General features: G+C 61.6%; 12 protein-coding genes. 1 reads left to right on the top strand and 11 read right to left on the bottom strand.

From position 1 onward, the window contains the following. Position 1 precedes the first annotated feature (1 nt). The 8 genes from P3R82_RS04100 to P3R82_RS04065 form a co-directional block, all read right to left on the bottom strand. The gene (locus tag P3R82_RS04100) at positions 2-859 is read right to left on the bottom strand and encodes an ABC transporter permease (RefSeq protein WP_047504508.1); all 858 of its coding nucleotides are present in this window, start codon (positions 857-859) and stop codon (positions 2-4) included. A gap of 24 nt (positions 860-883) precedes the next feature. Beyond that, entirely contained in the window at positions 884-1900 is a 1017-nt protein-coding gene (locus P3R82_RS04095) for an ABC transporter substrate-binding protein (protein WP_283193105.1), read from the bottom strand. Between the two features lie 276 nt (positions 1901-2176). Then, a complete protein-coding gene (locus P3R82_RS04090) occupies positions 2177-3469 on the bottom strand; it encodes a hypothetical protein (protein WP_283193104.1) in 1293 nt (430 codons plus the stop codon). Positions 3470-3510: 41 nt separating this feature from the next. Further along, a complete protein-coding gene (hutC, locus tag P3R82_RS04085) occupies positions 3511-4248 on the bottom strand; it encodes a histidine utilization repressor (protein WP_283193103.1) in 738 nt (245 codons plus the stop codon). A gap of 49 nt (positions 4249-4297) precedes the next feature. Then, entirely contained in the window at positions 4298-5311 is a 1014-nt protein-coding gene (locus P3R82_RS04080; protein ID WP_283193102.1) for an alcohol dehydrogenase catalytic domain-containing protein, read from the bottom strand. Positions 5312-5315: 4 nt separating this feature from the next. Continuing rightward, positions 5316-6644 carry a histidinol dehydrogenase gene (hisD, locus tag P3R82_RS04075; RefSeq protein WP_283193101.1) on the bottom strand — a complete coding sequence of 443 codons (1329 nt, stop codon included), beginning with the start codon at positions 6642-6644 and terminating at the stop codon, positions 5316-5318. 230 nt (positions 6645-6874) lie between these two features. Continuing rightward, entirely contained in the window at positions 6875-7645 is a 771-nt protein-coding gene (locus P3R82_RS04070) for a glucose 1-dehydrogenase (protein WP_283193100.1), read from the bottom strand. An 85-nt stretch (positions 7646-7730) separates the two neighbouring features. After that, positions 7731-8534: a potassium channel family protein gene (locus P3R82_RS04065; protein ID WP_283193099.1), complete on the bottom strand. Its 804-nt coding sequence runs from the start codon at positions 8532-8534 to the stop codon at positions 7731-7733. Positions 8535-8726: 192 nt separating this feature from the next. On the opposite strand from P3R82_RS04065, the gene P3R82_RS04060 reads away from it, so the two are divergent. After that, positions 8727-8936 carry a hypothetical protein gene (locus P3R82_RS04060; RefSeq protein WP_283193098.1) on the top strand — a complete coding sequence of 70 codons (210 nt, stop codon included), beginning with the start codon at positions 8727-8729 and terminating at the stop codon, positions 8934-8936. A gap of 318 nt (positions 8937-9254) precedes the next feature. On the opposite strand, the gene ugpC is transcribed toward P3R82_RS04060, so the two are convergent. The 3 genes from ugpC to P3R82_RS04045 are packed head-to-tail and all read right to left on the bottom strand — an operon-like array spanning position 9255 to position 12782. Then, positions 9255-10319, bottom strand: coding sequence for a sn-glycerol-3-phosphate ABC transporter ATP-binding protein UgpC (ugpC, locus tag P3R82_RS04055; RefSeq protein ID WP_283193097.1), 1065 nt, complete (start codon positions 10317-10319; stop codon positions 9255-9257). 24 nt (positions 10320-10343) lie between these two features. Beyond that, the gene (locus P3R82_RS04050; protein WP_283193096.1) at positions 10344-11864 is read right to left on the bottom strand and encodes a DUF5060 domain-containing protein; all 1521 of its coding nucleotides are present in this window, start codon (positions 11862-11864) and stop codon (positions 10344-10346) included. 36 nt (positions 11865-11900) lie between these two features. Beyond that, positions 11901-12782, bottom strand: coding sequence for a carbohydrate ABC transporter permease (locus tag P3R82_RS04045; RefSeq protein ID WP_246400092.1), 882 nt, complete (start codon positions 12780-12782; stop codon positions 11901-11903). Position 12783: the final 1 nt, after the last annotated feature.

The raw sequence follows: 12783 nt of genomic DNA, 5'->3' as shown, positions 1-12783 counted from the left end.
ATCAATGTCTCGACGTATAACGGAAGAAAACACGCTCGAGAGCCTTCATGCTCTGATCGGTGATCAGACCAAGTATGCCAAGAAGCAGGATGTAGCCGATGATCGTCTGCGTCTGGAAATAGCGTTGGGACACCACGATGCGGTAACCAAGCCCCGAGGTGGCCGCGACAAGCTCGGCCAGAACAAGCCAAGTCCAGGCCCAGCCCATGCTGATCCTCAGCGTGTCCCAGATACCGGGCAGCGACGACGGCAGAACGATGCGCCAGAGGATCTTCGGTTCCGACAGGCCGAGCGTTCGCCCAAGCCCGACGAAGTCAGGCGGCACGCGCTTGACGCTGTCCATCACCATCAGCACCTGCTGGAAAAACGTGCCGATCCAGATGATGACGAATTTCTGGATGTCGCTCGTTCCGGCCCACAGGATCGTCAGCGGCACGAAGGCGACGACAGGCATGTAGCGCACGAAGTCGATGAACGGTTCGATCGCCGCTTCCCAGGTGCGGTAGCAACCGATCATGATGCCGATCGGGATCGCCATCAAGGACGCCAGCGCGAAGCCGACGAGCATTCTGTAGATACTGATGCCGGCATCGTTCAGCAACGTCCCATCGAGCGTCAGTTCCACCATCTTGGTCCAGACAGCCCCCGGGCTCGGAAGAAAGATGGGCTTGACCCAGCCGGTCGCGGTCGCCGCCCACCAAAAGGCAAATAGCAGCGCGAAGACGCACACCGCGATCAGGAGGAACGTTTTTGCGCCGAGCGGATCACCGATGCGGAATGCGCTGGGCGGTCGCCCGACACCCGCGCGCGAGGACGCGCGGGTGTCGGTGCTGGCAGACGAGGATTGTGATGCCGACATGGATGATCCGTCTTGAGAAGCGCGTTACTTGTTGGCCGCGTCGACGAAGGACGAATCGATCATCTGTTCGGCGGTCACGTCCTGGGTCAGGATCTTGGCAAGCTTGGCTGCCTTGAGCACATCGACGAAGGTCTTGGTCTTGAATTCGCCGGCGAAGGCCTTGGATGCCTCGGCGGTCGTGTAATATTGCACGCCGTCGAATGCGGTTGCGAGATCCTCAGGCGATGCGCCCACGGCCTTGGCGATGATCGCGCGGTCTTCGGCGGTGTTGGCCTTGTAGTCGGCGAGCGCCGCGTCCCAGGCCTTCAGCATGGCCAGAACCTGACCCGGCTTGGACTTCAGAACGTCTTCGCGAACAACCAGCACGTCGGATACGAGGCCCGGATCCTTGCCGGCTTCGAAGAGAAGCTTGATGGCCTTGTCCTGCGCACGTGCGGTGGAGATGTACGGCTCGTAGGTCACGGCCACGGGAACCCGGCCGGCGATCAGAGCGGAGCCAGCATCGGCGGCCGGCATCGGAACACGGGTGATGTCGTCGATGGTCATGCCGTTGGCGGCGAGCGCGTAATTGAGCAGGATGTCGCTCGTCGTGCCTTCTTCATAGGCGACGCTCTTGCCCTTCAGGTCGGCGACGCTGTTGATGTCGCTGCCCGCGAGGATGGCGTCGGCCGTCAGGCTGAAATCGAGAAGCGAGACGATCTTCACCGGCAGGCCGGCCGCGACCATGCCCATCGCGGTGTGGGTCGCGATGTTGGCTGCGTCCAGCTGGCCACTGGCAAGCGCTGCGTTCAGATCCTTGTCTTCGGTGAAGTTGACGAGTTCAACCTCTTCGAGGCCGGCCTTCTTGAACAGACCCTTGCTGGCCGCGACGTGCCACTGGCCGTAACCGAGCCACGGCTCGATGCCGAGCTTGAAGGTGCCGGCTTCCGGCTTGGCGGGAATATCCGCCGCCGCGGCCGGGCCGGCCTGCACCAGAGCGCCGATAATGCCGGCGACAATGGCCAGGCGCGACATGTGAGACTTGATCGATGCGTATGTCATGGTAACCCCTCTTTTCTACGATGATGTGTTCGCTAAGCTCGAAGCCAAGACGTCATTCGTGTGTTTGTATGTTCAGCCTATATTTTGGGCAGTCGGCTGAACGGCATTATGTATAGTCATTTGTTTGCCCGAACTTGTAAATCTGAATCTGCGCGGTATCGCCGATCGAGGCCTCGAAACCCCGTCGGCGTCTACCCCTCTATGAATGCGCATGACGATTTCGGCAATCGCCGATGTCGCGTCCTGGCGAATTCGTGATGTTTGAAAGCTCTCATCTCACGCATGCTCCGGATCGATCGCGTCGAGGAACCGGGTCACGATATCCGAGCCTTCCCTTGGCTCGCTGCCCACCATCACGGCGGTTGAAAAGCCGATCAGCGAGGAGGTCGGATTATGCGTGGCCGCGCCGGCGCGAAGGTTCATGACCAGCGTCGGGCAGAGGAAGAGCCCGAGCCGGATCACCGTTCGCCAATCCTGTGGAAGCAGCGCTCGACTCTTCAGCTCCGTAAGCAACGGCTTCCACAGCGCTGTCGCCTTGGCGTCGAGAAGGGCCTGGCGGACCGGGCTTGGCTGCCAATCGAAATCGGCATGCAGCGTGCCATTTTCACAGCGCGCACGGGCTTCGAATCTCTGCTCGGCAAGATCAGGCTCGTAGAGCCAGAGTGGGTGGGCGAAGATGTTGTGGAAGGTGGTTTTGACTTCGGCAAGCAAAGTCGGAATGTTCTCGCCGGCGAAAGCGGGGTCGAAGAAGGAGAGTGAGGCGCCGTTTTCGCTCTTGCGGTACCAGACGTTCGCGTTGTGGGCATCGCCATGGGCGGTGACGCCGCCGGCATCGGCAAGGCGAAGCGGCGCGAGCCGCTTGTGCGCATCGTCAAACAGCTCGCCGACCGTCTTTTCATAGGCAATGCCGTTGATGACGAAACGCGCCGCCGCGAATTCGTTCCAATCGAGCGAAACGCCGGGGAAGGCGAAACGCTTGCCGATGTAGAAGCTCTCGTATCGGCCACCCGGGAATGTAGCGCCGGGTTCGCTGACGAGACGGGCGGAAAAGAGCCGGTGCACGGGCTCCTCCGCCACCTGTTCCGGCGTCACCGGGTGCAATGTCTCAAGATAGACCTTCAGCACCGCCTCGCTGAGTTTGCGTTCGGCATCCACCGCCTCAGCGGCCGCGCCGGCATCCGGCTCGAGATCGATGGCGCGCAGCACGTCTGAGAACCTGGGGTCGAAGCGACGTTTATAGACGAGGATCTGTTCGCCCGGCAGGGTCGACATCATCACGGGCTGATCGACGGGAAGGCCCGCGCGTGTCAGGATATCCGCGCGGTAATACTCGCCGCCCATCTTCTCCTCGCCTTCCTCCTGGTGGAATTTGAAGAAGTATTTCTCCTCGCCGCTTTCGAAGAAGCCGTTCAGCGAGTTCAGACTGTACTGGTCGAAATTGATCGCGAGGTTCCGCGCATCGAGCTCGAACAGATCGAAAAGCAACTCGGCGAGAAGTGTCTCGGCCATGCCATCGCGCTTCTTGGCGTGATCGCGAATAATGGCGGTTCGGCTCTTGGTCTGGGTCATGAAATGCGCTTCTCGAATAAGCTGGGAGTTGATGCGTGTTGTCAGGCAGGCTTGTGGGTTGGGCGATACCGGCTGCCGAGGGAGTAGCGGCTGCCGACATGGGTGAAAGTATTGACGGTCGCGACCGTGGCGCCAGTCCAGGTCTTGCGGTGAAGAACGAGGCAGCTGTCGCGCTCGGGCATCTGCAGCAGCCGCGCCTGCTCCGGGCCTGCTGGTAGCGCGCTGATCAGGTGTTCGACTTCGGTCAGCGGCGTGCAGCGCTGCAGATATTCCAGCGTCGCGATCGAGGTGAAGTCCTGATCGAGATAATGCGGAACGAGCGCGGGGTTCACATACCGCTCCTCCAACTGCACCGGAATGTCATTTTCGAAATGCACGACGAGCGAGTGGTCGACGGGCTTGGTCCGATCGAATTCGAATGCGCGGACAATGGCGGGGGCGGGATGCTCGACGCGCTCGAGCAGGATGACACCGGCGCGGTGCTTGCCGCCGCGATCCCGGATCTCGTTGATGATGTTGCTGACCTCGATCAGCGTCGACTGCGCCTTGGGCGGCGCGACAAAGGTGCCGACGCCCTGGACCCTGCGAAGATGGCCCTCCGCGGTGAGTTCGCGCAGCGCACGGTGGACGGTCATACGGGAGACGCCCAGCGAATTTACGAGGTCGTTTTCGGAGGGCAGCCGGGCATTCTGCGCCCACTTGCCGCTGCCGATGTTCGCGAGCACGAAGTCCTTGACCTTCTCGTAGAGCGGCGATGCCGAATCCGAAAGTGCACTCAATGACAAACTCTCCAGTTCCTTCTCGTAAACGGCTATCGCGTGGCGAACCTCAATCCGCGATCTCGACGATGGTCTTAAGTTTCTGGCTCTGGCCTTTGAGCAGCCGCTGATAGGCATCCGGCACGTCGTCGAGCGATGCCAGAACCTCGCTGAATTCGATGAGCGCGGGCGCCAGCTCGGGCAGCAGGGCGATCGCTTCCGGCAGCTCGGATGCGAAAGCGTGGCAGCCGACCAGCGATATTTCCCGTTCCACCAGGATGTTCGGGTCGAGATCCAGCTTGCCATGGCTGATGCCCACAAGCGCCAAGGCGCCGCCACCGGCAAGCAGATCGAGGCCGGCGGCAATCGCGTGAACGTTGCCCGTCGCATCGATGGCATAGCGCAGCCGTTCGCCGTTCAGCGCGGCATCGATCGCGGCTTTGTCCAGACCGACCGCCGCCCCGCCGCAGATGCGCGCGACCAGCGCGGCGCGCTCGGCATTGGTATCGGCGAACAGCAGCTTGCCTTTGTGAAGCTTCGAGAGCAGCAGACCGCTCAAGCCGCCGATCGTGCCGCAACCGATGACGAGAACAGCGTCACCCTGTGTCGCGTTGAGGCGTCTCACGGCATGCAGAGCGACGGCGAGCGGCTCGGCCATAGCCGCGACCTTGGGTGCGAGCGATGGTTCATGCTTGAAGAGCAGCTTGGCCGGGAGTTGCACATGCTCGGCAAAACCGCCTTCGCATGCTTCGCCGACGAAGCCCAGCGCCTCGCATATGTTGCTGCGGCCCGACATGCAGGCCGGGCAGGTGCCACAGTAGACGCGCGAGTCGGCCGCCACGTAGTCGCCGACCTGAAGATGCTCGACACCTTCGCCGACATCGGTCACGCGACCGCAGAACTCGTGGCCTGCCGTCGAGGGGCGTCTGCTGATCCACTGGCCGGTGCGGTAATTGTGCAGGTCGGAGCCGCAGATGCCGGCGGCGCGAACCTCCACATTGACGAAGCCGCGGGGTGGGGCCGATGGCGGGTCGATCGCTTCGACCCGCAAATCCCCAGCATCGTGGAGGCGCACCGCTTTCAAGGGCTCAGCCTTTCGTCTTCAGGTAGGCGTCGCGCACGTCGGATACGGCGTTGGCGTGCGATGAGAAGCCTTCGTAGAGCGCAAGCTTGCGGGCGTGCGCGGCGAACTCGGGATAGGCTGGCGCCGTGACGTAGCCGATCGAGCTGCGCTTGACGAAGTCGGTCACCGAAAGCGGGCCATAGGTGCGCGCCCACCGGCTGGTCGGCAGAACGGCGTTCGGGCCCAGGCAGAAATTGCCGATGCTGACAGGCGTGTGCGGCCCAAGCAGGATCTCGGCGGCTTCGGTGATGTGGCCGAGATGCGCGAAGGCGTCCGTGGAGAGAATTTCGAGGTGTTCGGGCGCGTAGGCGTTCACGAAGGCGTAGCTCTCCTCGATCGAGGAGGTCAGCACGATCCCGCCGCATTTTCCTGTGAGCACCGTCTTGGAGAAGCCGACGCGCTGTTCCGTCATCCGGCCCCAATGCTCCGGAAGGGCGGCGATGGCTTCTTCGGCGACACGACGGCTGTGTGTGACGAGGTAGGCGGACGAATCCGGGCCGTGTTCCGCTTCGATCAGGAGATCGAGTGCCGCAAGACCGCCATGCACGGTGTCATCGGCGAAGATCATCGCTTCGGAGGGCCCGGCAGGCAGGCCGGTGTCGATCACGCCCGAGAGCAGGCGTTTTGCCGCCACGACCCACGGGCTGCCTGGCCCGACGATCTTGAGCGCCGGCTTGATCGTTTCCGTGCCGTAGGCGACGGCCGCAACGGCCTGTGCGCCGCCAACCTTGTAGACGGTGTCGACACCGGCAAGACGGGCCGCAACCAGCGTCGCGGCGTCCACGGTTCCATCGGGTGTCGGCGGGGTGACGATCGCAAGGTTAGGCACACCGGCAACCACGGCCGGAACCGAGGTCATCATCGTGACCGACGGGAAGGAGCCCTTTCCGCGCGGCACGTAGAGCGCGACGGACTGGATCGGCGTGACGCGGTCACCGGCGAATGCGCCCGGGCGAATTTCCTTCAGCCACATCGCCTCGGGCTTCTGCTCCTCGTGGAAGGTGCGGATGTTGGATATGCCGAACTTGATCGCCCCGATGACGTCGTCCTCGACAAGCTTGAAGGCGGCGTCGAACTCGGCCTCGGTCACCTTGATCGAGCTCTCAGACACATCCGCCTTGTCTAGCTCGCGTCCGAAGCGTGCGACGGCCCGGTCGCCTTCCGTGCGAACGGCCTCGAGGATCGGGCCTACCTTTTCGATAAAGCCGGAGATGTCGGTCTCCGACCGACGAAGCAGAGCCGATTTCTCGTCTGAAGAAAGCTTCGAATATTCGTAAAAGGAGACTTCAGTCATTGTGCACGTAACCTTGTTGGCGTCTTGGGCAACCGCCGGCGAAACCCATTGAAATGGGCACGGCTTCGCCGCCGATGTCCGTTCGATCGGCTGTCTACTCAAACCAGTGGCTCAGGTCGAGGATTGATGTTCCGCTTTATAATTTTCGTCGAATGAAACATGTATATACATGCCATGTCAACGCACTTCGCGACGAGAATTGTGCGTCGCAGCTGAAACGTGGTCATGCGTCAGATGGAGGCGAGGAAGCCGCCATCGACGGGAAGGCAATGGCCGGTGATGTAGCCAGCCGCATCGCTGGCGAGAAACACGACGGCACCCCCGAGATCGGCCGCTTCGCCGAAGCGGCGCTGCGGTATCCTCGTCAGCATGCGCGCCTGCCAGTCCTCGTCCTCATAGAAGCCGTCGGTCATCGCTGTCCTGAAATAGCCGGGGGCGATCGCGTTCACGCGAATGCCGGCCTCGGCCCATTCGGCGGCGAGCGCGCGGGTCATCCCGAGCAGGCCGGATTTGGATGAGCCGTAGGGAACGGCGGTGGGGACGCCGACAAAGGAGGTCAGCGAGCAGAGATTGATGATGCTGCCGCCGGTCTCCTGGTTGGACATCCGCTTCGCCGACGACTGCGACCAGAAAAACGCGCCCTTGAGATTGGTTCCGACAATGCGGTCCCACAGCGCCTCGTCCACATCCAGCGACGGTGCGACCTGCTCGATGCCGGCATTGTTGACGAGGATGTCGATCCCCCCCGTGAGCGTGCAGGCCTGCTCCAGCGCGGCATCGATAGAGGTCAGGTCGCTGACATCTTGTGCGACGGCGACGCACCGGACACCCCGGCCTTCGACCTTGGTCTTCGTATCCTGCAGCGACGCCAGCTCTCTCGCAGTGATGCAAAGGTCGGCACCCGCATCCGCCAGAGCCAGGGCAATCGCCTGGCCAAGGCCGCGGCTTGCGCCGGTCACGACGGCGACCCGCCCCTTCAGATTGAATGAATGTCCGGACATGTGATCCCTCCGATGTTTCACCGAGGAAAGCATCTTTCCGCGATCATATCTATACATGTAACGGTCGTGGCTGATGGCGCCGCCGTCACTGGCCCTCGTCGGGGATGTTCAGCAGATGTCCGCAAGCCTTGCAATGCACGGCATCGGCATCATGGCGCTGCAGGCCGCATTGCGGGCAGGGGAAGTTGACCTTGTAGGGCCGAACGACCGCCTGCGCGAGGCGAACGAAAAGCGAAATGCCGACGATCATCGTGACGATCGATGTCAGCTTTCCCATCACACCGGGCAAGGTGATGTCGCCGAAGCCCGTCGTCGTTACCGTCGCCACGGTGAAATAGAGGGCATCCACGAAGCCTTCCCAGCCGCCCTGGCCGTAGAAGAACGTCGTGTAGACAAAGCCGGTGACGATGAACAGGAAGACCACGAGGTTGACGCAGGCGCGCACGACATCCAGCAGATGCGCGCAGCCGAGCCGCCGCAATCCTTCCTTCAGAAACGGGCTGTTGCCGATCGCCCAGATCCGCATGGCGCGCAGGAAGGTGAAGTTGAACAGCAGATCCGGAAGCAGCAGGGTCGCAAGTATGAAGAGATCGATCCAGCTCATCGGCCGCTTCACGAAAGCCTTGACACTGCCGGCGAGAATGGCCTGGGCGATCAGTTCGATCGTCACCCACACGGCGATCATGTAATCGATGATAAGATAGGAAGGCCCCGTTCTAAGATAAGGACCGAAGAGAAAGAAGGCCAGGATGGCGAGATCGACGAAGGCAAGCAGACCCTGCAGCTGAAGCGAACGGACATCCCTTCCGCGTTGCAGCCAGTTCAGTTGTTTTCGGAGTTTCGTGACGATGCAGCCAGCATCGCCTGAATCGGTGTGCGCGTTGCTCATCCGCCAGAACTATCAACCGCTTTCAGCTTTTCAACCGCGAACCCGCCGCAGGGGCAAAATCCCGGCCCGACGCGGCCGCTTCCATGGGATGTCTGGCAACCACAGCGTGTCGCTTGCCTTGATCCTGCCACGCTGACGACATTTGCGTGTTACATCGGTGTAGTATTCCCCTTTGCAACAAAGGAGTGTGCCATGCAGGACATGACCATGTCGGAAGTCTTGAGGGATCCGATGATCCGCCAGATGCTGCGGGCCGATCGGATCAGCCTCGGCGTTTTCGCTGAACTGCTCGAAACGGCGGCCAAGAAGCGCGCCCATGCCTTTTCCACAAATGGAACAGCCGCGTTTTGCGCCGGAATGCTTGCCGAACAGGCCGAAACGCAGGGCAAATCGGCGCCTTGAGCCGCTGTTTGCCGGAGGCCGATCCTCGGGCGTCGAAGATTATTCAACAGAAGAATTAGATATAAGAACCCGTCCCCGCCCCGCGGGACGGGTTTACCGATCCGTAACCCCACGGACCACGGTGTTTGGGACCGCTGTCCTTTTGATGGCATTCCTTCATGTTGCCATGCAACTGAAAGTACGTTGCTTGGTTAGCTGGTAAGGTTACCAGCTAAGCGATGGGGACAATACCTGCGTTGAAGGCAATGCTGCCTGCCAAAGCTTGCATCCGCCGTCCCGACGTCGCTGGATGTAAGATCGGTTTCGTTGCGTCGCAGTCTAGATGCGCTGCTGTGTGGCCTTGTCGAAGAAATGCACGTTCGGCGATCTCAACGAGAGCCTGACGACCTGGCCCGGCGCAAGGTCGGCGCGCTCACGCATGACCCACGTAATCTCCTTCCCCTCGACCTCAAGCGCCACATGCGTCTCCGACCCTGTCGGTTCCACCACGCTGACGGTCGCCGGCACGCCGCCGTCCTGCGCGAACGCCAGGTCCTCAGGGCGAATGCCGACGATGACGTCGCGGCCATCGGCGTTCGCGGCACCTCGCGAGAGTTCGACCTGTTTACCCGATGGCAGCGTTAGCCGCGGCTTGTCGCCGCCCGTCAACTTGCCTTCGAGGAAGTTCATTGCCGGTGAGCCCATGAAGCCGGCGACGAAGACATTCTGCGGTCGGTCGTACAGCTCGAGCGGCGTGCCGATCTGCTCGACCTTGCCGCCCTGCAGCACGACGATCTTGTCGGCCATGGTCATGGCTTCGATCTGGTCGTGCGTGACGTAGACGATCGTGGTCTTCAGGCGCTGATGCAGTGCCTTGATTTCCGCGCGCATCTTGACGCGCAGCTTGGCGTCGAGGTTCGACAGCGGCTCGTCGAAGAGGAATACCTTCGGATCGCGCACGATGGCGCGGCCCATGGCAACGCGCTGGCGCTGGCCGCCGGACAGCTGCGCCGGCTTGCGGCCGAGCAGCGGCTGGAGGCCGAGAATCCCCGCGGCCTCGCCGACCTTCCTGTCGATCTCCGCCTTCTTCGCGCCGGCCAGTTCCAGCGCGAAGCCCATGTTCTGCGCCACCGTCATCTGCGGATAGAGCGCGTAGTTCTGGAACACCATCGCGATATCGCGATCCTTGGGCTGCAGATTGTTGACGACGCGACCGCCGATCGAAATCTCGCCCCCGGTGATTTCCTCCAGCCCGGCGATCATTCTGAGCAGGGTCGACTTTCCGCATCCGGACGGGCCAACGAGAATGACGAACTCGCCATCGGCGATGTCGACGTCCACGCCATGAATGATGTCGACGGCGCCGTAGGATTTCCTGACGTTTCTAATGGCCAATCCGGACATGGAATTCCTCCCTTTGAGACCTGCTCAACGCTTGCTGCGTACGCGAAGTGCCAGATATGGCTTGCCCGGCAGCTCAACGCCGAATGCGGCGTCCGCCTTGCCGCCGCGCACGATCGCGCCGTGGCGCGTCGGGTGCGGGATCGGTGCTTCCACCTTCTTCGCGGGCGTGATCGTCATGTTCCACGTGTCGATGATATCGACTTCATAGTTGTCGCCATCCTTCGGGAAACCCGAGGACCAGACGACGGGCTGATGCTCGCCGAGATAGATGTAGCGTAGGTCGGTGCTGCCATCGCGCACGCCGGAAACGCGGGTCCATGGCCACTCGCCGACGGCGCCCATTGGGTCGAGGCCGTGTTTTACGTCCTGCTCCAAGAGATCGCGGAAAAAGCCGATGCGCTTCCACGCTTCGCCGCGCAGTTCGCCGCCCTTGGCCCACCAGATCAGGTCGTCGGGATGCGAATAGGTCTCGCCATGTCCGGCATAGCCGCCGCGCGTTACGGTGATCCAGAAACGATGCACCAGTTCCTGTGCGGTCAGGTTGCCCCAGCACTGAACGATGTTGCCTTCATATTCCGGTTCGTCGTTGACGACGGGCTTGCCGTAGGCGTCGCGCCAGGTCTGCGTCAGCTTGACGTCGGGATTCTGGATGCAGGTATGCGTAACCCATGGCTTACGGTGATCGAAGTTCATCGACACTTCGCCGTTATGGATCGACTTCAGGTGCTGGTAGGGATCGTTTTCCTCCAGGATGTGGAAATAGCGGTCCCACTGCGCGACCGGCTTGGTGTCGAGCAGGAAGTCGTATTCGTTGGCGAGCGCCCACCAGACGTTACGATAGGCGGCAAGGCGTGCCGCGAGATAGGCGACATAGCGGAAGTCCTGCTCGGCCGACATGTCCGCGTAACCCCAGCGATCGTAGGGGTGGAACATGATGATATCGGCCTCGATGCCGAGCGCGCAAAGGGCGGCGACCTGCTGTTCGAAATGGCGGAACATGACAGGGTTCGGACGATCGAAATCTTCCTTGCCGTCGGCGCCCTTCTCGAAGGAGGGGTAAAGCGGTTCGTTGGTGTTATAGGGGTAATCCTTGGGGAACACGCCCATCCGGATCTTGTTGAAACCGGCGGTCTTCAGCGTCTCGAGCGTCTGCGCCTGCATGTCGAGCGGCTGGTGCGTCCAGGCGTAGCAGGTCGTGCCGAAAGAGAGGAACGGCTTGCCGTCGGCATAGGCGAAATGGAACTTGTTGCGCACGCGAACCGGGCCGTGGTTGCCCTTCAACGGTGCGGTCGCGACGAATGCGCCGGTCTTGCCGTCGAGTTCAGCCGTCCGTGAGCGCGTCTTGAACGACCATTCACCTTCGATATCAGGCATGAAGCGCACGCGGTAGACGCCATCGCCATCATAGAAGCCCGGCACGCGGACTTCGCGGCTCTTATGGCTAAAGACGGCGTCGAGGCTCACGTCGAGATAGGGATTGCCGCCGGACGGGCCGTTGAAGGCCGCTTCGAACACACCCCATTTTTCGACTGTTGCTGTGGACATGAAGGATCTCCTCGAAAGACTTTGAATTTCGGTCGCTCAGCCCTTGACCGCACCAGAGGTGAGGCCGGAGACGAAGTACCGTTGGAAAATGAGATAGACGAGCGTCGCGGGCAGCACCGTCATGACGATAGCGGCATTCAACTGGCCGTAATCGCTGGAGAACTGGCCCTGGAAGGACATCAGCCCAAGCGGCAGCGTCCACATGTGCTGATCCTGGAGAAGGACGAGCGCCATCGCGAATTCGTTCCAGGTGGAGACGAAATCGAGGATCAGCAGCGCGGCCAGAACCGGCAGGCAGACCGGCAGGAAGATGCGCCGGAAGATGGTAAAGTGGGTTGCGCCGTCGATCAGCGCGGCCTCGGACAGTTCCTTCGGCAGGCCTTTGAAGAAGCCGTGCAGGATGAAAACCTGGTAGGGAACGCCGAAGGCGATGTAGGGCAGGATGACGCCGGGATATGTGTCGATCAGGCCGAACGAATTGACCAGCGTGAACAGCGGCGCCAGCATAACCTGGAACGGGATCATGGTGCCGAAGACGACGACGAGCAGCAGGAGCTTGCTTATTCTCATCTTGATCTTCGCCAGCGCATAGGCCGCCATCGCCGAGATGGCGAGGCCCAGCGGCACCTTGACGACGGTGATGATCACGCTGTTCATCAGGGACTCGGCGAAATTGCCGCGGCTCCACGCACTGCTGTAGTTCTCGAAGGCGAACTCGACCGGCGGCATGAAGGCACCGGTGCTGGTGACCGCCGCCTTCGTCTTCAGCGATGTGAAGACGATGAAGACGAACGGGGCGAACCAGATCAAGGCGACGATGATCAGCGCGATCCAGAGGCCAATCAGAACCGGGTCACGGCCGGGCTTGTTCGTGGCGGCGATGGTTTCAGACGCAGAGATCGGTCCTGTCGATGTCATC

This window comes from Rhizobium sp. AN80A (genome assembly GCF_030053015.1).
GTDB classification, from domain to species: domain Bacteria; phylum Pseudomonadota; class Alphaproteobacteria; order Rhizobiales; family Rhizobiaceae; genus Rhizobium; species Rhizobium metallidurans.
Note: the sequence above shows the minus strand (reverse complement) of the source record. Positions and strands in the feature narration are given on the sequence as shown.

Bases quoted from the DNA above. Each gene is read 5' to 3' on its own strand.
- P3R82_RS04100 (WP_047504508.1), bottom strand. From the start codon at position 859: ATGTCGGCATCACAATCCTCGTCTGCCAGCACCGACACCCGCGCGTCC.
- P3R82_RS04095 (WP_283193105.1), bottom strand. From the start codon at position 1,900: ATGACATACGCATCGATCAAGTCTCACATGTCGCGCCTGGCCATTGTC.
- P3R82_RS04090 (WP_283193104.1), bottom strand. From the start codon at position 3,469: ATGACCCAGACCAAGAGCCGAACCGCCATTATTCGCGATCACGCCAAG.
- hisD (WP_283193101.1), bottom strand. From the start codon at position 6,644: ATGACTGAAGTCTCCTTTTACGAATATTCGAAGCTTTCTTCAGACGAG.
- P3R82_RS04070 (WP_283193100.1), bottom strand. From the start codon at position 7,645: ATGTCCGGACATTCATTCAATCTGAAGGGGCGGGTCGCCGTCGTGACC.
- P3R82_RS04065 (WP_283193099.1), bottom strand. From the start codon at position 8,534: ATGAGCAACGCGCACACCGATTCAGGCGATGCTGGCTGCATCGTCACG.
- P3R82_RS04060 (WP_283193098.1), top strand. From the start codon at position 8,727: ATGCAGGACATGACCATGTCGGAAGTCTTGAGGGATCCGATGATCCGC.
- ugpC (WP_283193097.1), bottom strand. From the start codon at position 10,319: ATGTCCGGATTGGCCATTAGAAACGTCAGGAAATCCTACGGCGCCGTC.
- P3R82_RS04050 (WP_283193096.1), bottom strand. From the start codon at position 11,864: ATGTCCACAGCAACAGTCGAAAAATGGGGTGTGTTCGAAGCGGCCTTC.
- P3R82_RS04045 (WP_246400092.1), bottom strand. From the start codon at position 12,782: ATGACATCGACAGGACCGATCTCTGCGTCTGAAACCATCGCCGCCACG.